Here is a 24,123-nt window from a genome sequence, read left to right as displayed (position 1 = left end):
CTACGTACTAAGCAAAGACGAAGGTGGTCGCCACACTCCTTTCTTTAAAGGTTACCGTCCACAGTTCTACTTCCGTACAACTGACGTAACAGGTGCTGTAGAGCTACCTGCTGGCGTAGAAATGGTAATGCCTGGTGATAACTTGAAGTTCCACGTAGAACTAATTGCACCAATCGCGATGGACGAAGGTTTACGCTTCGCAATCCGTGAAGGTGGTCGTACTGTAGGTGCTGGCGTAGTAGCTAAAATCCTAGACTAATATCTTTTCGAAGATAATAAGAAGGCGCTCAGTGAGCGCCTTTTTTTTGTTCAGAAAAAGCTTGCTATTGGTCATTATTAGTAGGCACAATGCCATCGAGTTTACTTTTATACACAATAAGGATCGAATGAAAGCTAGCCCTCTATTTTTTCTCAGTTTTTTAATCATTATATCTAGTAACGAAGCATCAGCAGATAGTCTTTTCAATAATAAGCTAGAGACACAGCTACGTTTTGACGATCGCTCGAATCGAGATCATCGTTTTCAGTATCGTGTACGTGCTTATTCGGCGTTTTCTATTCCCGACACATCCTGGACTATAAACGCATTCGCTGTAACTGGAGATGAATTTTCCTCTAGCCACAACACAATCGATAGTGATGTTTCCAATTACTTTTATTTACGTCGTATTTATTTCAGACACACTGGATCGCTGGGTAGTAAAACTGAAATTGGTGTCATACCCACTTATAAAGGACGAGTATCTTCTAGTGGATTGGCCAAAGATGGTTGGATAAAAGGGGCAAGACATGTTTATGCCTACGATAGCGCTACTAAATTTGAAGTGGTAGTCGGTGAGCTTGAAGATGATGACGCTAGTACCGCACTAGACAGCCTGCGTAAGCTTAATTACGTAGAGTTAGAGATATCATCGCAGATTAATGATTATTCGTCATATGAAGTGAGCCTGGAGCGTATGACGGATGCAAATTTTGCGCGTGCAGAATATCGTTACTTTACACCCGATTCGCCAACCTATTCGATTGAAATGATCAGTAGATTGAGTACCTCTAAGACAAAGTTTGTTTTAGGACTTGAAGATGAGATTACATTATTTGATAGACCCTTCGAATATTACGCTTATTACTCTTATGTCAGTCGTCGATTTGGTGCTAGAGCAGAATTGACCGAGGATTTCATCACGACCGGTAGCGGTTTATCGGTGGAAATTGAAACGAATATTTTGCAATCGGATAGCTGGGAAGCGTTTGCTCGCCTTGACGTATTTGACCAAAACACTCGCTTTATTCTTGGTGTCGGGTACGCTTTGTAAAGTTATAAGGCGACTCATAAACCAAATCATTTGAAAATAGGGAAAGTCTATGCAACGGCCAACGCCCATGAAAACGATAGGTATTTTAGGAGGTATGAGTAATCAAGCCACTTCAGAATACTATCGAATGATTAACGAAAAAGTGAATCAGCGGCTAGGTGGTTGGGAAATTGGCGAAACGCTTATTCAAGGTGTTAACTTTGGCAACATAGAATACTACGTGAGAAACAAGCGTTGGGATGAGGCTAGGGAATATATAGAAAAAAAAGCGATAGACGCCGAAAAAGGTGGTGCGGATCTTTTAATCTGTGTGAGCAATACAATGCATTGCGTTCTCGATCGCATGGAAGAAATTTTAAGTATACCCTTCATCCATATTAGCGACCCGACTGGGCAAGCAATTAATAAAGTGGGACTTAAAAAAGTGGGGATCTTAGGGACCAAACCTGTGATGGAAGCGAGCTATATAAGGGATCGCTTTAAAACTAAGTTTGATATTGAATTGTTGTCTCCAAACGAACAAGATCAAGTTTTGGTAGATCAAATTATCTTTGATGAGTTGGTGAAAGGGAAGATAAGTCTTGAGTCAAAACAACAGTATGTGGATATCAGTAGAAAGTTGTTGGCACAGGGTGCGCAGGGAATTATTTTAGGATGTACCGAGATATTTCTACTGCTTACACCAGAAGATTTACCAGAAGCTCCGCTGTTTAATACAACAGAGCTTCATGTTGAATCGGCAATAGAGTTAGCCCTTAAGCCTAAGTAATCAGGCTTACTTATTTAACGCCAAATCACTTAGCAATGACATCGTTTTAGCGCTCGCTGCTTCCATTTTCTCGAGTGCATGCACTGCATCTTTCATGTTTCCAGCATGGTAATATTCAAGTGCTTTTACGCCAAAATTATGCACATCAGCATGCGCTTGATCTAGGCTTCTAAAAGCGTTTTGGCTGCCATAAAGCTGAGCACCTTCATTCAAGTACCACTGCCCTAAACGACATGATTTGTGTGAGGAAAAGTCTTGTACAGGCTTGTTCGCAATACCATGAATAACACTATACACATCGCTTTTCCAAACAACATGATCGAGCTTAACTGTTTGAATAAAGCTTGTGTGAGAAGTTGTCGAGATAGCGCTTTGCATGTTTTCGCAAAACCTTACGATGTCACCATAGCTTTCATTTAATGTGTTAACACCTTTAGAGAGCGATTCATTATTACTTTGCACATCTTCTGCAGAGTCAACAGCGGTTTTTGTAGATGAAATAATATTACCAACAAGGTCTGCAACTTCGCTCGCTGATTTATTCGTTTCAGTGGCAAGCGATCTTACTTCGTCCGCGACGACGCTAAATCCACGACCGGCGTCACCGGCTCTGGCTGCTTCAATTGCCGCATTCAATGCCAATAGATTGGTTTGATCTGAAATGCTGGTGATGGTAGAAACAAATTTGTTGATATGATCTGCTTTATCTGACAATCCTGAGATATTCTCCGTCATGCCACCCATTTTGACACTTAGTCCGTCCATCGACGATGCGATGTGACTTAGTGAGCTAGTCGATTTCTCGAATAGATCGTTGATAGCCTTAACAGTGTCATTTTCTTGTTGTATAGACAAGAAGGATTCAAGTACAGATTCTCTGATACTCTCTATTTGCTGGAACGAATCGAGCGTACATTTAATTAATGCTAGATCGTGCCTCTCTTCAGGTTGGGCGTTATGTAGTTCTGTCATTAGATTCGCGTTCTCGCTTTGCTGCGCTTCTAATTCAGCTCTTAATTCATTCATTTCGCCCTTCAAACGGCGGTTCTCTTGTTCTAACAAAGAATACTTTGACGATGACACAAACATGTTTTTGTTTCCATTTTTGTTAACGGGCTATCTTCGACTGTGGCAGATCGCTGCCAAAAAAGTGACAGAAATTGCATCTTCAGTTCAGTCAGCTAATCACGAATCTGAATTTTTACGACTTGATATAGCTGTATCGGAAGTTTTCGATCTAACCTTAGTGCAATTATCGCAAATAATGCAAATAGTGCGCCGAATTGAAGTTAGAATGAGATGAAGTTAACTAACAGAACAATTGGTAAGCCTATCGCCAACAAAAAAATGGCCGCAACTAGTGCGAGATTCTTTATGTTTAATTCAAAATGGCGTTGTCGCTTGTTTTCTTCAGTCATAGAAACCTACGTTTGCTATTCATGGCTAGTCCTTAGCTTTTATACCATCGCTGGATGTGTAAAAAATATACTACGCTACCTAGGTCAACTACAAGTAATTCTGCAGTAAGGAGTATCCCGCAATAGTCACAGGTACAGAAATTATAGTGCTAATTGCAATTATATGGGCGGCTAATTGATGGTTGCCGCCAATTTTCCTGACCATTACGTAACTTGCTGCAGCTGTTGGAGCAATCGACATTAAATAAAGCGTCCCAAGTGTCATTCCTCGAAGATCAAAATAGATAGCGGCCAAGACAATACAAATTGGGTAAATAGTACATTTTATAAAAATACTAAACGTGGCAGCTTTCATATCGTTTCTGAAGCTTGAAAAACGTAACGCTGCGCCTGTACAGAGCAGTGCCAATGGGAGTGTAAGTTGAGCAAAATAGTCAGCGCTATTGAGCACTACTTGCGGCAACTCTATTTGAAAATGGGAAACTAATAGGCCAGAAACGATGGCTAGAATAATAGGGTTAGTTACTACACCTTTGCTAACTCTTAAGAATGACGTTTTACTGTCTAAGTAGTAATTTAAGATAAGCACGCTCAGAACATTATAGGTAATGGTTAAGGCGCCTAAGTATATTGATGCCAAAGCAAGCCCAGCTTCGCCATAGGCATTAGCACAATATGCAAGGCCGATTATCCCCATATTGGAACGAAATCCACCCTGTATAACAACGCCAAGGTCGGTGCGTTTAGCGACAAAATATGGACTAGCAAAGATTAACAACAAACAAACGGATAGGGTGCCCAATACACCCACAATTAACATAGTCGGTTCAGATAGTTCCGTGGCTTTACTAGTAATAATAGTGGTAAACAACAGAGCAGGCAGTGCGAAGTTAAATATTAAACGACTAGCACGTTCAACGAAGTCGTCGTTCATTAAGCCTGTTTTGTATAGCCCATAGCCGAACACGATCAAAAGCACGACCGGTCCGATGACCGAAAGTGAAAAATCAAGCATTGAAGTAGATTGGAGCACGTATTATCCCGAGGAAGTTAGTGCGGGAATAATACGCGCTTTTTGATTATGATGCTATTAGCGTAATTCTCTTCGAAGTATCTTACCGACAGTTGATTTTGGCAACTCATCGATGATGGTTATTTCTTTTGGAATTTTATACGCAGTAAGAAACTCTCTACAGTGTTCTTGGACTTGTTCCGAGCTTAACTCTTTACTTGTAGTAATGAAAGCACATACTCGCTCGCCAGTTTTATCATCGCTTTTACCTATGACCGCAGCTTCTAAAATATCAGAGTGTTTAGTTAACACATCTTCAATTTCATTCGGATAAACGTTGAAACCCGAAACAATAATCATATCTTTCAAACGGTCTACGATCTTAATACAACCATCTGGCAAACGAACACCGATATCGCCAGTTTTAAAATAGCCATTTGATGTCATTACTTTGGCTGTTTCTTCTGGGCGTTGCCAATACCCTTTCATCACTTGAGGACCTTTGGCAGCAATTTGACCTTCTTTACCATCAGCAACAGGTTGGTCATGCTCATCGAGCATCTGAATGTCAGTATCGCTCAAGGGTAAGCCGACTGAACCAATATGCTCATTGCCTGGTTCATTAAATGCGAGCACTGGGGCTGTTTCAGATAAGCCATAACCTTCTGTGACAGAGCAGCCTGTTGTTTTCGTCCATAACTCTGCAGCCGCACTCGTTAATGCGGTTCCGCCTGACATGGTGAGTTTCAGTTTACTAAAATCAACACTCGAAAACTCTGGATGTGCACATAAGCCCATAAACAAGGTATTTAGACCAGCAAAAGCGGTAAATTGATGTGGTTTAATGGTTTGCACAAAGGTATCCATATCACGTGGATTAGGTATGAGTAAGCACATTGCGCCTTTGGCGAATAAGGTCATCATACACACAGTAAACGCGTAAATATGATAAAGAGGGAGCGGGCACACAATAATTTCTTCACCTTCTGAAAACCCTTTCCCAAGGCGCTCTAGGGTTTGAATGCTGTTGGCCAATACATTTCTGTGTGTGAGTTCCGCACCTTTTGAAACGCCGGTTGTTCCTCCTGTGTACTGTAATATGCAACCATCATCGAGTGACATCTCCGGACGTTTAGGTAGCGTTAATTGAGCGCCTTGTTCAAAGATACTCATGAAGCAAGGATAATCGGCGGTGCAGTGAGTTTTTGTTAACATTTGTGGGGCGCTAGTGATGACCACAGTATCGATATTGGTTTTATCTTTGATTGCTTCATATTTTGGCAAGAAGTCTTCTAAAATAACGAGGGCTTTTGCTCCCGAGTCACTGAATTGATGCGCCATTTCCGTTGGTGTGTATAGTGGGTTTGTATTGACTACGACCAAGCCGGCTCTTAATGCTCCATAAACAGCAATTGGATTTTGGATGAGATTAGGCAGTTGAATGGCAATACGATCGCCAGCTTTTAGGCCTCCTTTTTCCAGTAACCACGCGCCAAACTGTGCAGAAAGAGTGTCGGCTTCATTAAAAGTGACAGATTGTCCTAATGCGTTATAAGCGGGCTTATCACCATATTTTTTGAAGGTTTCTTCTATGTAATCTGCTAATGAATGTATATGGGAAGGTATTACCAATTGCTGACTCATGTCACATCCTTAATGTATATATTCGCGAAAAGATTAGCGTGCTACCTTAATATCGCGTTGAATTAATTAACAATCAATTTACATTATAGGTGGATATTGACAATTTGGATTGAAAATAATTTTTACTGCCTTGTTTTTTGATTATGTTCATGCATAAACGCGTACGCTAAACCGCCAATCGCACCCGCGATACTTTGCATCAACATACCGCCTGTCCCCCGTGCACCGGAGATCAAAGTCACATTTAAAATTGGATGCATAGCAATCAGAATTGTCACGATTGCCATTGCACCAGCAAAGCAATGTATGAGTCGGTTTGAAATTTGTAATTTTCGCTTAATAACACTCGCAATCGGCATGGCTATCAACATACCTGCAAAGATAATTGAACCATATACCGGCAACAAGCCAATAAAGTCATAGTAAACCGTTGTCAGTTTGTCATTCAAAGATAACTTAGCGCCTACGTCAATCAAGCCTGAGATCGTCGTTTGTGAATGCATAAGACTAGCAACGACAAAGGAAAGCAGGCTGGCGATCAACACCTGCGAAATGAAGATAAGGAAAGTGCGTAGTTTTTCCATTAATTGAATTGTCCTTTTTGATTGTTTAGTAAACTGATATGGTACATTTCAAACATTTAACGCTTCAACATAGCCCGAAAACAAACGTGTGTAAATGCTATAAGAAAAGGAAGAAAAAATTGTCTCGATTAAACAAGAGCCTCGTGAGCTGGCTTGCAGTAACGAGCTGCCTGATGAGTATTGGTTCACAAGCCTATGCTGTGCAGCCTTTGCCTATTGCCAATGAGGCATCAGACGCTGAAATGACAAGGCCGAGTTTTAGTACCCGTTTAATCACGGAAGAGTTAAATACAGCTTGGTCTATCAACCTTTCTCCAAGAAATGAGTTATTCATCAGTGAAAGAGACGGCACAGTCGCAGTACTCTTGGCAAGCAAAGAAATCAAACGCTATACCCTGCCCATTAATGATATGTATCGCAAAGGCCAAGGGGGCTTCTTAGATATAACATTTCATCCAAACTATATCAGTAATGGCTGGATATATTTGAGCTACGCTGCTGGCACTGATAATAGTAATGGTTTGAAAATTATCCGATTTAAATTACCCAGTGAAGGTCAAGACGTAAGCCTATTAGAAGATGTGTTCATGCAAAGTGATTTGCGAGCTACGCCTGTTCACTACGGTGGGCGTTTAGTCTTTCTTGATGACAAGTCACTGTTAGTCACCACAGGGGATGGTTTTGATTACCGCGAACAAGCCCAAGTATTGAGTTCTCAAATGGGTAAGATCTTACGCATGAGCGACACAGGACAGGCGCTTCAAGACAACCCATTCTTTATCGCAAATAAACCAGAACAACAATATGTTTTTACGCTTGGGCATCGAAATCCTCAAGCATTATTACGAACACCCTCCGAGCTAGTGTTATCGAACGAGCACGGTCCCGATGGTGGAGATGAAATTAATATCATTCAGGCTGGTTTAAATTATGGGTGGCCGGTGATCACAAATGGTAAAGACTACTCGGGAGCGCTCATTACGCCATTAAAGAAACACGAAGGTATGCAACAAGCAAATCATGATTGGACGCCTTCTATCGCGCCTTCGAGTATGATTTATTATGACGGGGGCAGGTATCCTAGTCTTAGAAAGAGTTTGATTGTAGGCTCACTAAAATTTAAAAATATCAGAGTGTTATCTTTTAACGATGACCTCGCGTTTAACGATAAGCAGGTCGGCCAAGAAAAAGTCATTCTAAAAGACTTTGGGCATCGCATTAGAGACATAACAGTTGGTGCAGAAGGGGAGATCTTGATCTTAACGGATAGCGATCCCGCTCGCATATTCGCCTTGGAGTGAGGCTATCTATCACCAATATCCATTAACATTATTAAAACAATTAGTTTGCTGAATATCGGCTATAATCAAGGAAAAATGGAAGAGCATTCAAATTGTTATTGTAAAGCGCTATACTATGCGTCGCATTTTATCATGAACTTCGTTCCTGCCGTTGAAATAAGCACCGGCACAATTAAGAGGGTTAAATAGTGTTAGAAAATTATCGTAAGCATGTAGAAGAACGTGCAGCAGAAGGCATCCCAGCGAAACCACTTAATCCAGAGCAAGTGGCTGATCTGGTTGAACTATTAAAAAACCCGCCGGCGGGCGAAGAAGAGTTCCTATTGGAATTAATCTCAGAGCGTGTCCCTCCTGGTGTGGACGAAGCGGCATATGTAAAAGCTGGCTTCCTGAGTGCAATCGCTAAAGGCGAAGAATCATGTGGCCTAATCAGCCGCGATGCTGCGGTACAGTTACTAGGTAACATGCACGGTGGTTACAACATCGAAACACTAGTTTCTCTACTTGACGATAGCGAATTAGCTGAATTAGCGGCTGAAGAGCTTAAGCATACCTTGTTGATGTTTGATGCATTCCACGATGTAGAAGAAAAGCACAAGGCAGGCAACAAATTTGCGACTGAGGTCCTTGAGTCTTGGGCTGAAGGCGAGTGGTTCACTTCGCGTCCAGATCTTGCTGAAAAAATTACCTACAGTGTATTTAAAGTCACTGGTGAAACTAACACCGATGATTTGTCTCCGGCACCGGATGCATGGTCTCGTCCAGATATCCCATTACACGCTCGTGCAATGTACAAAATGACCCGTGATGGTCTAACACCAGAAGCGCATGGTGAAGTTGGTCCACTAGCCCAAATTGATGAAATCAAAGCAAAAGGTCATCCAGTGGCGTTTGTTGGTGATGTAGTGGGGACAGGTTCTTCGCGTAAGTCTGCAACAAACTCAGTACTTTGGTTCTTTGGTGAAGACCTTCCGGGTGTTCCTAACAAGCGTGGTGGCGGTGTTTGTATTGGCGGTAAAGTCGCTCCGATTTTCTTTAACACAATGGAAGATGCTGGCGCACTCGTTTTTGAAGCCGATGTTGAGAAACTGAACATGGGCGATGTCATTGACATCTATCCGTTCGCGGGTGAAGTGAAGAATGCTGAAACAGGTGAAGTGCTGTCTACTTTCGAGTATAAATCAGACGTACTACTTGATGAAGTTCGCGCTGGTGGCCGTATCAACCTTATTATCGGTCGCGGTTTGACTGAAAAAGCGAGAGAGTCTCTAGGCTTAGGTCAAACTGATTTATTCAGATTGCCAGAAGTACCAGCTTCATCTGATAAAGGCTTCACACTTGCTCAGAAAATGGTAGGTAAAGCATGTGGTGTTGAAGGGATTCGTCCTGGAACATATTGCGAACCTAAAATGACAACGGTTGGTTCACAAGATACCACCGGTCCAATGACAAGAGATGAGTTGAAAGATTTAGCATGTTTAGGTTTTACCGCAGATTTGACTATGCAGTCTTTCTGTCACACTGCTGCTTATCCAAAACCTGTTGATATCGATACGCAACACACATTGCCAGATTTCATCATGAACCGTGGTGGCGTATCTTTGCGACCAGGTGACGGTATCATCCACTCATGGTTGAACCGTATGTTGTTGCCAGATACCGTTGGTACAGGCGGTGATTCACATACACGTTTCCCAATGGGTATTTCATTCCCTGCGGGTTCAGGTCTAGTGGCGTTTGCTGCTGCAACGGGTGTTATGCCGCTTGATATGCCTGAGTCAGTACTGGTTCGTTTCAAAGGTAAAATGAAGCCAGGTATCACACTACGTGACCTCGTTCATGCCATCCCATTATACGGAATCAAGCAAGGTTTATTAACGGTTGCTAAGAAAGGTAAAATCAACGCTTTCTCTGGCCGTATTCTTGAAATTGAAGGTCTTGAAGGTTTAACAGTAGAGCAAGCGTTTGAGTTGTCAGATGCCTCAGCAGAGCGTTCTGCGGCAGGTTGTACAATCAAGTTGTCTGAAGAGTCAATTGCTGAATACTTAAATTCTAACATCACTATGCTACGTTGGATGATCAACGAAGGTTATGGCGACCCAAGAACACTTGAACGTCGTGCTCGTAAGATGGAAGAGTGGCTAGCTGAACCTTCATTAATGCAAGCCGATGCTGATGCTGAATACGCTGAAGTCATCGAAATTGACCTAGATGAAATTAACGAGCCTATCCTTTGTTGTCCAAATGATCCTGATGATGCAAAAACATTATCTGAAGTTGCGGGTGACAAAGTAGATGAAGTATTTATCGGTTCATGTATGACTAACATCGGTCACTTCAGAGCAGCGGGTAAACTACTTGAGCAATTCAAAGGCACATTACCAACACGTCTATGGATGTCTCCTCCAACGAAGATGGATGAAGCTCAACTGATGGAAGAAGGCTACTTTAGTATCTATGGTAAAGCGGGCGTTCGTATGGAAATGTCTGGTTGTTCATTATGTATGGGTAACCAAGCACGTGTTTTAGCTGGCGCAACGGTGCTATCAACATCAACACGTAATTTCCCTAACCGTTTAGGTGATGGTGCTAACGTTTATCTTTGCTCTGCTGAAATGGCAGCGGTTGGTGCAATTGTTGGTCGTATTCCTACTGCAGATGAGTACATGGAATATGCAAGCAAAATTGAATCAATGAGTGGTGAAGTATTTAAGTACTTAAACTTCGATCGTATGCCAAAGTTTGCGAAAGCAGCGACAGCAGCCAAAGAGAAGATTATTCCTACTTTAAATATTGCTTAACGCTTATTGATTAGTGAAATAAAACAGAACGTGTTCTGTTTGTAAAAGCCGGTAGTTTAGATTTTTCTAACTGCCGGCTTTTTAGTTTTAAGATGTAATAAAATAATTGTTAACACTGGGTTTTTTTCAATCCATAATGGTATAACGAATATGCTGATGCTAAGTAAGAACAGAGCACAAAGTGCAACAAGGCTGAAACGAGCTGATACGGAGTCACAATGAATAAACTAGTCACTACTGGGATGCTGATCTGTGCATCACTCTCCTTCTCTCTGTTTGCTTGTGCTGACGAGCGCGCGGGAAAATACCAAGTTCAAAGTCAAGCTGACAGCTTTCAAGATGACTTTGGTGATCTTACAGAAGAAGAAAAAGCATTACTGAAAGACGACAGTCGTATCAATATTGAATTTCACAATATGGCCTTGACAGTAGAGTTTGCTGATAGTCCAGACGAAAGAGCGTTGGGCCTAATGCATCGCAAGTCTTTGTGCGAAGACTGTGGCATGTTGTTCCAGTTTGATAGTGAAAGAATTGCTAGCATTTGGATGAAGAATACTTTCGTACCACTCGATTTAGCCTATATCACTGTAGACGGAACGATTATTGATATTGAGCAACTAGAACCTCACGATCTCACTTCTGTTAAATCGTCTCAACCTGTTCTATTTGCACTTGAAATGAATCAAGGCTGGTTTGAAAAGAATAATATAAAAGAGGGTGACAAGCTCTCTATCGAAGGTCGTGTGAAGCAACCAAAAAGCTTCAAATCAAAATGAATTGATAGTCGATAATCGAGTCAGAAATACTATTACATATTGCATTAGGAAGAGTACAAAACATTATGACTACCACGTTAAACGTCGCAAAATTTGGCGGCACTAGCGTAGCTAACTACGAAACAATGTGCAGTTGCGCAAAAATAATCGCTAATAACCCCAATACTAGAGTTGTTGTAGTAAGCGCAGCGGCCGGTGTGACAAATCATTTAGTGGCTCTGGCAAACACGCCGTTAACGAGCGTACAAATAGACGATATTGTTCAGAAAATAACAGACATCGAACTAGCGATAGTAAATCGATTAAAGCATCCTGAAGATGTGCAGGAGAAGTTGACAGTAAAGCTAGAAGAGCTGAAAGCGTTAGCTACCAACGAAGAAATTAACTTCAGGGATGACTTGAAGGATGCCTTACTTTCAATGGGTGAAAGAATGTCTTCCCTATTATTTAGCGCGGTGCTGCGAGAATTTGAAGTGCCGGCAATCAATTTTGACGTGAGAAAAGTGCTCAGAACAAACTCTACATTCACTAATGCGTCGCCAGAAGTATCGACAATTAAGCAGTTATCCCATTCTTTATTATTACCAGAGCTGTCACATTCAGTCATGGTAACGCAAGGATTTGTTGGTGCTGATGACCAAGGAAGAACAACAACCTTGGGGAGAGGTGGTTCTGATTTCACCGCAGCACTATTGGCAGAAGCGATAGAAGCTGAAACCTGTGAAATTTGGACCGACGTTATTGGGGTTTATACTACAGATCCTCGCATTACGGATAAGGCTAAGCCACTTCCTGAGTTGAGCTTTGAAGAAGCCGCAGAGATGGCCACTTTTGGTGCAAAAGTCCTTCATCCTGCCACTATGGAGCCTGCGCTTAGACAGAATATCAAAGTGTTTGTCGGCTCAAGCCGAGAGCCTGAAAAGGGAGGTACATGGATTGTTCGAGATTGTGAGCACGAGCCTTCGTATCGCGCTATTACCCGCCGTAAAGATCAGGTTATGGTAACGGTTAAAACACCAAAGATGATGTATGCTCAGGGCTTCTTACAGCGAGTGTTCACTATTATCGCTAAACATCAGTTGTCAGTAGACTTGGTGACAACCTCTGAAATATCAGTTTCATTTACCTTAGATAACCCACCTAATACAGTGTCTGAAAAAATGAATAAAGAGACTTTAGCTGAGCTGACTACGATATGTGATGTTTCGGTAGAGCAGGGCTTTGACTTGGTCACGGTTGTTGGTAATAACATGCACAGCGCGGCTGGAGTCTCAAGTAAGATATTCGCTGCAATTTCAGACTTTAATTTAAGAATGATTTGTTTTGGTGCTAACCCACATAATTTATCTTTTGTAGTGAGCAATCAGGACAGTGAAGATGTAGTCAAAGTACTACACAACGCTTTATTTGAATAGCAAATCGGCATTACAAAGCATTAAAAGCAAAAAAGCCCAATCCTTAGATTGGGCTTTTTATTTTAACAAATGTTTGTTGCTAGACTTTAAACTCACCAATAGACTCTTGGAGTTCATCAGCCAGCCTTGCAACTTCAGCACTTGATTGCGTCGTCTGCTGCGCACCTAGGGTGGTTTCTTCTGCAATACCAACAATACTTTCTAGTTTTTCGCTGATTTCGGCAGATACTTGATGCTGCTCTCTGGCTGCATGTTCAATTCGAGTACTCACCTCATGCGCTCGGTGTACTGCATCAGTAATTAGGTCGAGCGCTTGGGTTGCTTTCTCGGTTTGGGCGACACAGACTTCAGTCTGTTGTTTACCTTGAGTCATAACGGCAACAGCTTTTTCAGCGCCCGCTTGCAGTACTTCAATCATTGAATTGATTTCTTGCGTTGATTGCTGCGTGCGGCTCGCTAGCGTGCGAACTTCGTCTGCCACAACGGCGAAGCCTCTTCCCTGCTCACCCGCTCTTGCTGCTTCAATGGCTGCATTCAACGCGAGTAAGTTTGTTTGGTCAGCAACACCACGTATCACGTCAAGAATACCACCGATACTTGCGCTGTCTTGATGTAGCTTCTCGATAACATCTGCAGCTTCCTGCACGTCTCTAGCCAATACTTCAATAGTATGTTTGTTGTCTAGCGAAATCTGTTTCACTTTTTCAGCTTCTTTGTCTGCATGACCAATTTCTTGCAAGGTGTCATCCGCACTTTGAGAAACTAACTGCGAAGTACTGTGCATCTCTGTGGTCGCTGCAGCAATCTGCGAAATTTGTGACTTTTGTTCTTGAATCGAATTTGTTGTTTGTTCCGTTACTGCTGATGTTTCACCAGAGGCGGCGGCAAGCTGCTCCGCCCGTTTGTTGATACCATCAATTAAGGTCTTCAAGTTGTCGATAAGCATATTGCAGTTTTTCGACAGAATACCAAATTCATCATTAGATGAGTCATCTAGTCGGTGGGTTAGATCACCAGATGAAGCAATTTGTAGTAAGTTGTTCACTCGTTCAAGCGGCTTGGTAATTGCTGTCACACTCTTAAATGCAGTGAAGGCAGCTATACCCAAGGAAATAAGCACCATGACGATGATCATTTGCATGCTTGAGCTAACTTGTTTGTTTACACCGCTCTTCACGTCGACCGCTTTTTTGTTGGCCAACTCAAGCAGGGAGGATAATGCTACTAGGGCGTCTTCGATGTCTTTGTCTGAAAGCAGTAGATATTTTTTTGAATCGATTGCTCTTTCAAGCATATTAGCTTGCAGTCTAAGGATACCATCGGTGCCTGTAACAGTGTCTTCAATCACACTGATGAGTTCACCAACTTCTTCTAACGTACCACTGTCATCCTGGCCATTCGCCATGCTCACTAATTCAGAGTATTTGTCTCTTGCTTGACTCATTAATACCCTGACTTCTTGGCTTCTTATGTCTGCGCGCTGCAATGTCTCTGTTTGTACGTAATCACTAGATGCTGTCAAAAGAAGGAGAAGACTAGATTCAAGGCTAGCACCTTCTTTGGCTACTCTGCTCAGGGTTGGTGAGTCGATAACTTCATCTAGGTCGGCAAAGTCCAACAGCAATGAAGATGCGTCGTCTGCACTTTCTTCAATCTTTTCAAACTCATTTTCGATTGTATCTACCAAGTCGAGTTCAGCCAAATGATTGCTGTAGACTTCAACAGAATTTGTTACGTAGTTTTCAAACACAAGCTCAACTGCGCCAAGGGCACTATTGAGACTCTTTTCTTCACTTACCACTTTACGCAGGTCAGAAAGCTCACTTTCAAAGTTGGTGCGACTCAATTCAAAGGCTGTTTGCTTCTCTTTCAATTCTTCTTGAGTGACGGTTACGTATGCTTCAAACGTAAGGCGACCCATGTTGAGAAACGAGGCTTTTAAGCTATTACTACTGCCTACGGTGGGGAGGGCAAGTTGGCTGACTTCTTCTGTTGCGCTATCAACTTCATTTAAGTTGTACAATGAAATTCCGCTTAGAACGACTAGCAATAAACTGATCACGGAGAAGCCACCAATGACCCGCATCGCAACGGTTAAATTCATTTTATATACCCTTAACTACCGACCATATAGTAGTGTTTAAAAATTTGTTTAATACGATAATAACCGAAACCAAAAAAGCTTCGGTACTTCTATCTATAACTATGTCTATAAGAGGTATCGGTTATGGGAACTAATACTTTAAGCTTGAATGGAAAAAAGTTGCTGGTCTTCGATGCAATAGAGTGTCATTTGTTTACCCCATACAAAGCCAGTATCAAGACCAATAACTTTGGGATTCTTTGTTTCACCCATAAGTGATGCCCAATGCCCAAAGATAAGAGTCTTGTTCGGTTTTAGCTTTGGGTTAGCGACGTCAAACCAAGGAGATAGGTTTTCCGGAGACAAACTCGGGTGGCATTTTGTTTTGAAATCCAAGGCTAGACCACTTAAAAAGCGCATACGCGTAAAGGCATTTACGACAAAACGCAAACGCTCTTCACCACAAAGTTCTTCGCTCCACACCGAGGGAGTATTTCCATACATTGTATTGAGGAGATCCTTGGCCTTCTTGCTTTGAAGCTGGGCTTCCACTTCTTGTGAAAGACTGATTGCTTTCTTGGGAGACCAAGTCGGATATAAGCCAGCGTGTGAAATGAGGTGATGTTTAGCCGGTTTCGCTGCTAAGGGCTTCTGCATTAACCATTCGATCAAAGAATCGAAGGATTTATGTTTCATCAAGGCTTCTAATTTATCTACTGGCTTTGGTGAGCCAATACCATGGGCCATCGCGATGAGATGAAGATCGTGATTGCCAAGAACGGTATCAAAGTGTTCACCCAAGTCATATAGATACTGCAAGGTATCGAGGGAAGAGGGTCCACGAGCAACTAAGTCACCAACTGCCCACAGCTTGTCGCGCTTTGGTTTAAAGCCAGCTTCTTTTAAAAGGCTTCGCAGGCCTTTATAGCATCCCTGTATATCACCAACAACGAAGGTTTTTGCCGTAGAAGACGTCATTTACTGACTAATGTAGACTATTTGGAGTAGACAGACTAAACACGGGAATTGGCTCACGGTATAACTCACCATTTGGTAGCTCAAATTCATAGTAGCCTTCCATCGTCCCTACCTCTGTTTTTAACATTGAGGCGCTGGTGTATTCGAAGCTTTCGTTGGGCTTTATGATAGGTTGCTCACCAACCACACCAGGCCCTTTGACTTCCACTTTTTCGCCATCACCATTTGTGATCAACCAATATCGATTCAATAATTGCGCGTCTTGCGAGGAGTTGTTTGTGATTGATACCGTGTAGCTAAATACAAACACAGATTCTTGATCGGCATTATGTTGGCGACCAATATATTTTGTTTTGGTATTGATACTTAACAAAGACTGCGTAGTCAAATTTCATTCCTTCCAGTGTCAATCAGAGAAAAGGGATTAGATAGACGCGTTAACCTTATTGGCTAATAGAGCAAAGTCTTGTAAAGACAATGCTTCGGCTCTCAATTCAGGTTTAATCCCAAGTGCTTCAATTTCATCATGACTGAGTAGGTCTTTCAAGCTATTGCGTATAGTTTTGCGACGCTGGTTAAATGCCGTGGTGACAACTCGTTGTAATGTATCAATATTATCAACTGGCGCTGGTGGCGTTTTATGTGGGATTAGTCTAACGACTGCTGAGTCCACTTTTGGCGCAGGTTTGAACGCACTTGGTGGAACAGCAACGACAGGAATGGCTTGACAATAATATTGCGCCATAACAGAAAGCCTGCCGTAAAGCTTATCTCCGTGGGTAGCACAGAGTCTTTTGACGACTTCATTTTGCAGCATGAAATGCATATCTTTTACTTTATCTGCAAAGGAAAACAGATGAAACATTAGGGGAGTTGATATGTTGTAAGGTAGGTTACCAAATATACGTAGCTTACCTTTTTCTTTGCTCTCATCACTTTCGAGCAAACTTGCGAAGTCAAATTTTAGTGCGTCTTGCTCAATGACAGTGAGTTTGCTGTTAAGGAAAGGGTGATGGCGAAGTCGTTTTGCAAGGTCTCTATCGAGCTCGACCACGGTTAAGTGATCGATATACTCGGCAACTGGCTCGGTTAAAGCGCCCAAGCCTGGACCAATTTCAACCAGGTTTTCCCCTGTTCTAGGGTTGATTGCGGAAACGATCTTGTCGATCACATACTGGTCATGCAAGAAGTTTTGACCAAAGCGTTTGCGAGCTGTGTGACCTAGATGCTTCTGACTCATACCTTTTTCCTAGCTAACTTGATCGCTTTATTAATGGCTTTCTCAAAACTGCCGCAATCAATATCACCACTGCCTGCCAAATCAGCAGCTGTGCCGTGGTCAACTGACGTTCTAATGAACGGTAGGCCTAAAGTGATATTCACAGATGCTCCAAAGCCTTTGTATTTCAATACCGGTAAGCCTTGGTCATGATACATTGCTAAAACAGCATCGGCTTGTTCAAGGTATTTTGGCTGAAAAATAGTATCAGCTGGAAGTGGGCCAATCAGGTTGATCCCTTGCTCTCTTAATTCATTTAACTTTGGTGTAATGACTAGAATTTCTTCATTGCCTAAGTGCCCATCTTCACCAGCATGCGGATTTAAGCCGCAGACATAAATGCGAGGCGATTCGATACCAAATTTTAATTTCATATCGGTGTGGATGATATGAATAACTTTGTCTAAACGCTCAGGTGTAATAGCTTTAGAAACATACTGCAATGGGATATGTGTTGTTGCCAAACACACTCGTAGTCCCTCGGTGGCTAGCATCATGACGACATCACTGCAATTTGATTGATTAGCAAAAAACTCTGTGTGGCCACTAAAAGAAATACCGGCCTTATTGATAATACCTTTGTGCACTGGGCCTGTGACTACGGCATCAAAGGTACCATCGATATTTTCTTGGCACGCTTGTCGAAGTGTTTCTACTACATAGTGTCCATTCTCACTATTGAGCTCGCCAGCAATAGCAGGTACTGAGAGAGGAATATGTTTTACCAATAATTGCCCTGGCTGTTGGACATAGGTAGAACCGTCTTCGTAAGGAATAAGGTCAACAATCAACCCCAATTGCTTTGCTCTTTGGGTCAGCATCTCAGTGTCAGCAAAAACCACCAACTGGGCTTCCCAAGCTTGTTGGGACAGTTTTAGTATCAGGTCAGGACCGATACCCGCGGGTTCGCCAGGTGTTACTGCTATTTTAAGTGGTTTTGACATTATAGGTCTTTTTTATCCAATAATTCGATATAGGCTGCATCTCGCATTTCACGTAACCAAGTGTCTGTTTCTTCACTAAACTTACGATTGAAGAGCAACTGGTATGCGCGATCTTCTTTGCGCTTTTCCGTTGCGTCATCCATTCTACGGTCAATTAATTGAATTAAGTGCCAACCGTGAGTTGTGCGAATGGGTTCACTAAACTCATCTTTTTCAAGACGACTCAGCGCTTCTTTAAACTCTGGAACATAGATACTCGGATCATTCCAACCTAAAACACCCCCTTTCAGGGCAGAACCAGGATCTTCTGAGTGTTCTTTCGCTAGCTTCGCGAAGTCTGCTTCGCCCTCAATCAAGTCTGCCTTAAATTTTAACAGCATCTGTTCCGCTTTCTGATCGCTCAAAATGATCGATGGTTTAATAAGAATGTGACGCGCGTTCACTTCTTCAACTTCCACAAGCTCGACACCTCTGGAATCCACAATTTTAAGAATATGGAAACCAGCGCCGCTGCGCAAAGGACCAATTAATGCATCTTTTTTCTCACCGTTAACCGCTTCAGCAAAAAGTGTCGGCATAGAGTTCACGTTCATCCAGCCCAAATCTCCACCCTCAAGTGCCTTTGGACCTGACGAAGAGGCAATCGCCAGTTTTGTAAAGTCGGAACCATTGTTCAGCAACTCGACTACACGGTCTGCAGTATCTCGCGCTTTGGTAATCTCCTCTTCTGTTGCGCTAGAAGGTAAGGCAATTAAAATGTGGCCTAAACGATACTCAGCTTGTTCTGCACCTTGTTGGTTGATCAGGTCGACAAGCGTCGCAATCTCTTGTGGTGTGATATAAATACGGCGTCTCACATTCGCACGGGTGACTTCGCCAGTAATTAGTTCTTCTCGCACTTTTTCACGATAGTTTTCATACGTCATGCCGTCTGCTTCTACACGACGTCGCAGTTCATTGATGTCAATGTTGTCTCGCTGTGCGATATTTTCAATTGTTTGATCCAATTGAGGATCACTAATTTGAATACCCATACGATCCGCCATTTGCATTTGAAGGTTCTTCAATATTAGGCGTTCAATTGCTTGGGTTCTAAGCGCACGATCAGAGGGAAGTGCTTGACCTTGGGCAATCGCCCCTTGTTTTACACCATCAACCAGCTCGACTATTTCGCTTTCTAATATCACACCTTGGTCAACAATCACGGACACTTTGTCGAGACTCTGCACTGCTGCATGACTGACCATGCTGAACATCAAAGTAGCGCTAATTAAACCTGCTTTTAGTACATTGTATTTCATATTTTCTCTAGTTATTTCAAATTCTACTGTTCTAATTAATTCAAAACGTAGGGTTGACGATAGCCAAACATCCCTTGTTCCAAAATGTCGGAATTTCTTTTACGACTACCAATACCCTTAATAATAAATTGCATCGCGATGCCAGAATCAAACTCATTGGTTGAGCGTAACCCAGTGTCGTCAAATCGATTACTCAAGTTTCGCTGGTAAGTCATTCTGATGGCCCAGCAACAACTTTCATATTGCAGGCCCATAAAGCTTTCTGTGGTACGGGACAGCTCAGCGTCACGATACCAACGACCTACCCAGTGCCAGTTTTTGGTTAATGGCCAACTTGCCGAAATACCAAACTGGTTGATTTCCTCACCTGATAAATCGCGAATAAAGCGATGGTTCATTTGTATGAGTTTATTATCGTCAATCCGATATTCAGTGGCAATACTACTTCGCTCTACTTTTTGCGTTTCGGTCGCTACTTGAATATCAGAGTGCAAAAACCAGCGTTGGTTCACTTGCCAATCTAATTCTGCTGCTAGCGCTGAACGGTTGTTGTCGCGCACGCTGCTAATTAGCTTTGATTCTTGTAAATAAAATATTTGACCGATACTCAACACCAACTTCTCTCTATTCTGTTGGTCAATCAGCCTAGCTGTGGCACCCAAGGTAAACTGATTGTTGTCATTAATGCGGTCTAGGCCAGTAAACTCTTGCCCGCGAAACAGGTTGTTAAACGTAGTCAGCAGTGGGGTCGTATCATAAAAGCCAATTTCAGATTGCTCTTCAAAACTAGTGTAAAGATATTGTGCCTTGGGTTCGAAGGTAAGCAGGTACTCACTCTTTTCGAACAGCTCGGTATTTTCAAAGATTAGGGAGCCATACAAACGACCTTGGCCAATTGTTCGAGAGACGCTTTCAGTCAAAGGACCCACATAATTGTCAACAAGATCTTGTTCATAATAGGTTTGTAACGCACTTACTTCAGCAAGCAATTCGCCCCATGCTCTTTGATATGGAATAGACAAGCTTGGCTCAATATGCACTCTGAATGCATTTGGAAGAGTATCCAAGTTGTTTTCGAAGTATGCAGCCTCAGTGCTCAGATTAAAATCAATAAACTCACCGAGATTAGCCTCATAATTGAGCTTCATTTCTGGTAATGCGCGATAAACATCGGGATGGTCGCCGATGACTTCAAAATCTCTAAACTGAAGACTAAAATCAAGATTATTAGAATAGTAGCTCAGGCCCATTTGACGATATAAATGAGTGTCTGCACGGTTATAATAGTCTGAGCCTAAGTCAACAATGTAGTTATCGTCGCTAATACCGCTAAAGTCGACATTTAGATTCCAGTTATCGCTGATTTTACCTTGGTGCAAATAACGGTAGAAATATCGCTCGTCCGTTTCAGCGGTATCGATATCATTTGGTAAGTATTCGAGCTGCAATTCGCCCTGATTTTGAGAGAACAAATAGCGGAACTCCGTTTTCAACTGCAAGCCACGATTAGTCATTAAACGTGGTGAAATAGTCGCGTCATAATTAGGCGCAATATTCCAGTAAACCGGCTGTTCATACTCAACGCCAGTCTGGCTTGAACTGCCTATATTTGGAAACAGTAATCCACTTTGACGTTCAGCAGTGACCGGAAATGCAAAATAAGGTAGCCAGAAAACAGGTACGCCACCTAAGTAAAACTTCGTATTGTATGCCTCACCGAACGGAGAGTCTTTTTCGATGACTATTTCACTTGCCGACATGCGCCAGTCCTCACCGCCTTTTGGACAAGTAGTGAAAGTGACTTCCTCTAAGCGCAAGCCTTGTTCACCCGATAGTGAAAGCAAATCTGCTGAGCCACGCCCAGCGATATCTTTGAATTGGTACTCGGTGTCTTGCATCTGCAAGAGCTTCAAGTCTGTATTGACTTCTACACCTTGACTTTCAACTTGTAGATCGTTGTCTCTGTATAACACATCGCCACTCGCAGTCACTTGGCGACCATTATTATCAATGCGAGCTATGTCGGCATTTATGATGGCATCGGGACTAATAATCTCGACATTACCATTAAATAGAGCGGTTTGATTTTGGATAAGCTGGGCATTCAGTGCGCTAACCGAGACTTTATTGTCTTTGGTAAGCACTGAGGAATCGAATTCATTGGTGGGAACGACGCACAGTTCCACTGACTGCGCGCTTACATTTAACGCGAACAATGGCAGCATGATGGTAGAAAACAGTTTGATCATCAATGACTTTTATCGGTAACCTATACAATGAAAAAGGGTGTAAATATGAAAGCGTGCGAGTGATACATCAGCATACTGACTATTATTCTCGCCGGCACTTAAAATACAATAATTAAGCTGCCATGTGGCAATACGAACACAAATTTGCAAAAATGTTCAGATAACCTCAAATTTTAATCGTTTGAACGGTAATAACCAACTATATTGTTTGAATTAGGTGAATAAAAGCATATTTCACGCAAATATGCTGGATTTTCAAACAAATTAACGCTTTTTGTCTGTTTTCTCAGCCTATTTTCGTCCACTGTGAATGTGATTTGGAGAGCGTTGACAGCGAAGAGATCACATTCTCACCATTAGTTTAAGGAGAGTCTACAACATGCAAGTCTGGGGGAAAGTAGTAGGTGTCTTTTTTGGCTTCATGTTTGGGCGTTTTGCTGGTGCAGTATTAGGTCTTATTGTGGGCCATATTTTTGATACGACATACAGTCGTGATTTTTCCCAGAAAGGCGGATTTGCCCGTTTTTTTTCAAGTTCAAATGATATTCAACAACAAGCCGTGTTTTTTCATAGCCTGTTTTCCGCGCTCGGTCACATTGCGAAGTCAGACGGAAAAGTCACTGAACAAGATATTCAGATTGCTTCAGCATTGATGGACCAGATGGCACTTAGTGGGGATACTCGAAAAGAAGCACAACAAGCATTTCGTGACGGTAAGCAGCGAGACTTCGCGCTTGTTGAGATGTTGCAGCAATTCAAAGAGCAATGTCATGCGCGTCGGGATGTGATGCAAATATTTTTAGAAATTCTTATCCAAGCGGCTTGTGTTAACCAGCGATTAAGTACGCCACAGTATGCGATACTCGTGAAGATCGCGAAAACCCTTGGTTTTAAGAAAATGGAGTTAGATTTTTTGGTGCATACTTTTGAGGCTGAGCAGCGATTTAGAGACGCCAGAACTCGAGCCCAAAATCAGCAAAGCTCCCGCAATCAGCAAGGGCGCTCTCGTTCCTACAATGCTCAGGATCCTCAATATTCACCCACCGCAGCATTGAATGATGCGTTTAAAATCTTAGGCATTGAAAATACTGATGATGTGAAAACGATTAAAAAAGCGTATCGAAAGCAAATGTCGCTGCACCATCCGGATAAGTTGGTGTCAAAAGGCCTGCCGGAGCAAACGCTACAGCTATCGAAGAAGAAGGCACAGGACATTCAAGCAGCCTACGAACTGCTGCGGCAAAAAAAGAATTTCTAGGTGATAGGCTCTGATGTGAATATCAAGCAAGAAAAAGCAGAAATGGCGATACTCAGTGACGACAATGAGCAAGTGTTGAATGACTTTATCAGTATGCTTTGGGTCGAGAAGGGCTTGAGTGAAAATACCGCGAGTGCCTACCGTACCGACCTGACTAAGTTTTGCTTGTTTTTGCAGAAGTCATTGGCCTGCCAATCTAACTTACTGGAAATCAGCACCTCAGATATACAGGCTTACCTCAGTCAACGTTTTGAGCAGAAACTGTCACAACGTTCAACAAGTCGTTTTTTAAGTTCGACCCGTGCATTTTTCAAATACGCCATTGCTAAGAAATGGCGTTCGAGCAACCCAACACAGGGTTTAAGCAACCCGAAGCTACCCAGTTATTTGCCCGATACCCTGAGTGAAAAGCAAGTGGACGATCTGTTGGCGGCGCCCGCAGATAACGACCCAATTAATGTGCGTGATAAAGCCATGCTAGAAGTACTCTATGCCACTGGGATTAGGGTGTCTGAATTAGTTAACTTACAAATGAATGAGATAAGTTTATTGCAAGGGGTTATTAGAGTTACGGGGAAAGGCAACAAAGAGCGTTTGGTCCCTTTGGGTGAAGTGGCAGTGGATTGTTTGCAAATGTACCTAAAGGAATGGCGTCCTGAATTGCTGAAGAAGCCAAGCAATACTGTATTTCCGAGCAAACGAGGGAACGTCATGACGCGACAAACTTTCTGGCATAGGATTAAGTTTCATGCCAAGCAAGCTGGAATCAGCAGCCATTTGTCGCCGCACACACTCAGGCACGCCTTTGCAACACACCTATTAAACCATGGTGCAGATTTACGCGTAGTACAGATGCTACTCGGGCACAGTGACTTGTCTACTACACAAATTTATACGCATGTGGCAACGGAAAGGCTTCAATCTCTTGTCGAAAACCATCATCCTAGAGGATAGGACTCGACATTATTTGAATGAAATCGTAGCTTATCACGGTCTGC

Annotated in this window: 20 protein-coding genes and 1 pseudogene; 10 read left to right on the top strand and 11 right to left on the bottom strand. The window is 42.4% G+C overall.

The features are described from left to right. The 3 genes and pseudogenes from tuf to RM556_RS15625 form a co-directional block, all read left to right on the top strand. Positions 1 to 259: pseudogene (gene tuf / locus RM556_RS15635) on the top strand (elongation factor Tu); the annotation flags it as partial. Positions 260 to 386: 127 nt separating this feature from the next. Continuing rightward, positions 387 to 1,313 carry a hypothetical protein gene (locus RM556_RS15630; RefSeq protein ID WP_311363111.1) on the top strand — a complete coding sequence of 309 codons (927 nt, stop codon included), beginning with the start codon at positions 387 to 389 and terminating at the stop codon, positions 1,311 to 1,313. A 67-nt stretch (positions 1,314 to 1,380) separates the two neighbouring features. Then, positions 1,381 to 2,082, top strand: a complete 702-nt coding sequence (locus RM556_RS15625) for an amino acid racemase (protein ID WP_311375034.1) — start codon at positions 1,381 to 1,383, stop codon at positions 2,080 to 2,082. Between the two features lie 6 nt (positions 2,083 to 2,088). Here RM556_RS15625 and RM556_RS15620 read toward each other — a convergent pair whose 3' ends face one another. Beyond that, complete coding sequence (locus tag RM556_RS15620; protein WP_311363109.1) at positions 2,089 to 3,171, bottom strand: methyl-accepting chemotaxis protein; 1,083 nt, start codon at positions 3,169 to 3,171, stop codon at positions 2,089 to 2,091. On the opposite strand from RM556_RS15620, the gene RM556_RS15615 reads away from it, so the two are divergent. Further along, positions 3,170 to 3,385: a hypothetical protein gene (locus RM556_RS15615; RefSeq protein ID WP_311363108.1), complete on the top strand. Its 216-nt coding sequence runs from the start codon at positions 3,170 to 3,172 to the stop codon at positions 3,383 to 3,385. The two genes, RM556_RS15620 and RM556_RS15615, sit on opposite strands and share 2 nt — an antisense overlap. A gap of 203 nt (positions 3,386 to 3,588) precedes the next feature. Here the strand turns inward: RM556_RS15615 and RM556_RS15610 are convergent, their stop codons facing one another. From RM556_RS15610 to RM556_RS15600, 3 genes are all read right to left on the bottom strand, one after another. Beyond that, positions 3,589 to 4,533, bottom strand: a complete 945-nt coding sequence (locus RM556_RS15610) for an AEC family transporter (protein ID WP_311363107.1) — start codon at positions 4,531 to 4,533, stop codon at positions 3,589 to 3,591. A 57-nt stretch (positions 4,534 to 4,590) separates the two neighbouring features. After that, a complete protein-coding gene (locus RM556_RS15605) occupies positions 4,591 to 6,156 on the bottom strand; it encodes an AMP-binding protein (protein WP_311375033.1) in 1,566 nt (521 codons plus the stop codon). 122 nt (positions 6,157 to 6,278) lie between these two features. Further along, positions 6,279 to 6,740: a hypothetical protein gene (locus RM556_RS15600; protein ID WP_311375032.1), complete on the bottom strand. Its 462-nt coding sequence runs from the start codon at positions 6,738 to 6,740 to the stop codon at positions 6,279 to 6,281. Between the two features lie 173 nt (positions 6,741 to 6,913). On the opposite strand from RM556_RS15600, the gene RM556_RS15595 reads away from it, so the two are divergent. The 4 genes from RM556_RS15595 (at position 6,914) to lysC (ending at position 13,033) form a co-directional block, all read left to right on the top strand. Continuing rightward, positions 6,914 to 8,041, top strand: coding sequence for a PQQ-dependent sugar dehydrogenase (locus RM556_RS15595; protein ID WP_311363104.1), 1,128 nt, complete (start codon positions 6,914 to 6,916; stop codon positions 8,039 to 8,041). Positions 8,042 to 8,229: 188 nt separating this feature from the next. After that, positions 8,230 to 10,842, top strand: coding sequence for a bifunctional aconitate hydratase 2/2-methylisocitrate dehydratase (gene acnB / locus RM556_RS15590; RefSeq protein ID WP_311375031.1), 2,613 nt, complete (start codon positions 8,230 to 8,232; stop codon positions 10,840 to 10,842). A gap of 218 nt (positions 10,843 to 11,060) precedes the next feature. Next, entirely contained in the window at positions 11,061 to 11,618 is a 558-nt protein-coding gene (locus tag RM556_RS15585; RefSeq protein ID WP_311363102.1) for a DUF192 domain-containing protein, read from the top strand. A gap of 65 nt (positions 11,619 to 11,683) precedes the next feature. Then, positions 11,684 to 13,033, top strand: a complete 1,350-nt coding sequence (gene lysC, locus RM556_RS15580; protein ID WP_311363101.1) for a lysine-sensitive aspartokinase 3 — start codon at positions 11,684 to 11,686, stop codon at positions 13,031 to 13,033. A 79-nt stretch (positions 13,034 to 13,112) separates the two neighbouring features. On the opposite strand, the gene RM556_RS15575 is transcribed toward lysC, so the two are convergent. The 7 genes from RM556_RS15575 to RM556_RS15545 all read right to left on the bottom strand — a co-directional run bounded on the left by RM556_RS15575 (position 13,113) and on the right by RM556_RS15545 (position 21,867). Beyond that, positions 13,113 to 15,137 carry a methyl-accepting chemotaxis protein gene (locus RM556_RS15575; RefSeq protein WP_311375030.1) on the bottom strand — a complete coding sequence of 675 codons (2,025 nt, stop codon included), beginning with the start codon at positions 15,135 to 15,137 and terminating at the stop codon, positions 13,113 to 13,115. Between the two features lie 138 nt (positions 15,138 to 15,275). Then, entirely contained in the window at positions 15,276 to 16,094 is an 819-nt protein-coding gene (locus RM556_RS15570; RefSeq protein ID WP_311363099.1) for a symmetrical bis(5'-nucleosyl)-tetraphosphatase, read from the bottom strand. 7 nt (positions 16,095 to 16,101) lie between these two features. Further along, positions 16,102 to 16,482 carry a Co2+/Mg2+ efflux protein ApaG gene (apaG, locus tag RM556_RS15565; protein WP_311363098.1) on the bottom strand — a complete coding sequence of 127 codons (381 nt, stop codon included), beginning with the start codon at positions 16,480 to 16,482 and terminating at the stop codon, positions 16,102 to 16,104. A 36-nt stretch (positions 16,483 to 16,518) separates the two neighbouring features. Then, positions 16,519 to 17,334 (bottom strand): 16S rRNA (adenine(1518)-N(6)/adenine(1519)-N(6))-dimethyltransferase RsmA, encoded by an 816-nt coding sequence (gene rsmA / locus RM556_RS15560; RefSeq protein ID WP_311363097.1) that lies wholly within the window; start codon positions 17,332 to 17,334, stop codon positions 16,519 to 16,521. Beyond that, on the bottom strand, positions 17,331 to 18,317 hold the full coding sequence (gene pdxA / locus RM556_RS15555; protein WP_311363096.1) for a 4-hydroxythreonine-4-phosphate dehydrogenase PdxA: 987 nt from the start codon (positions 18,315 to 18,317) through the stop codon (positions 17,331 to 17,333). Before pdxA ends, rsmA begins: the two co-directional genes overlap by 4 nt. After that, entirely contained in the window at positions 18,317 to 19,633 is a 1,317-nt protein-coding gene (gene surA / locus RM556_RS15550; protein WP_311363113.1) for a peptidylprolyl isomerase SurA, read from the bottom strand. Before surA ends, pdxA begins: the two co-directional genes overlap by 1 nt. Positions 19,634 to 19,653: 20 nt before the next feature. After that, a complete protein-coding gene (locus RM556_RS15545; RefSeq protein WP_311363095.1) occupies positions 19,654 to 21,867 on the bottom strand; it encodes an LPS assembly protein LptD in 2,214 nt (737 codons plus the stop codon). Between the two features lie 379 nt (positions 21,868 to 22,246). Between RM556_RS15545 and djlA the strand changes: the two genes are divergently transcribed. Both djlA and xerD read left to right on the top strand, forming a co-directional pair. Next, positions 22,247 to 23,125 carry a co-chaperone DjlA gene (djlA, locus tag RM556_RS15540; RefSeq protein ID WP_311363094.1) on the top strand — a complete coding sequence of 293 codons (879 nt, stop codon included), beginning with the start codon at positions 22,247 to 22,249 and terminating at the stop codon, positions 23,123 to 23,125. 42 nt (positions 23,126 to 23,167) lie between these two features. Beyond that, the gene (gene xerD, locus RM556_RS15535) at positions 23,168 to 24,079 is read left to right on the top strand and encodes a site-specific tyrosine recombinase XerD (RefSeq protein ID WP_311375036.1); all 912 of its coding nucleotides are present in this window, start codon (positions 23,168 to 23,170) and stop codon (positions 24,077 to 24,079) included. The last annotated feature ends 44 nt before the right edge of the window (positions 24,080 to 24,123 follow it).

Source organism: Alteromonas sp. W364 (assembly GCF_031846205.1).
Classification (GTDB): Bacteria; Pseudomonadota; Gammaproteobacteria; order Enterobacterales; family Alteromonadaceae; genus Glaciecola; species Glaciecola blandensis.
Note: the sequence above shows the minus strand (reverse complement) of the source record. Positions and strands in the feature narration are given on the sequence as shown.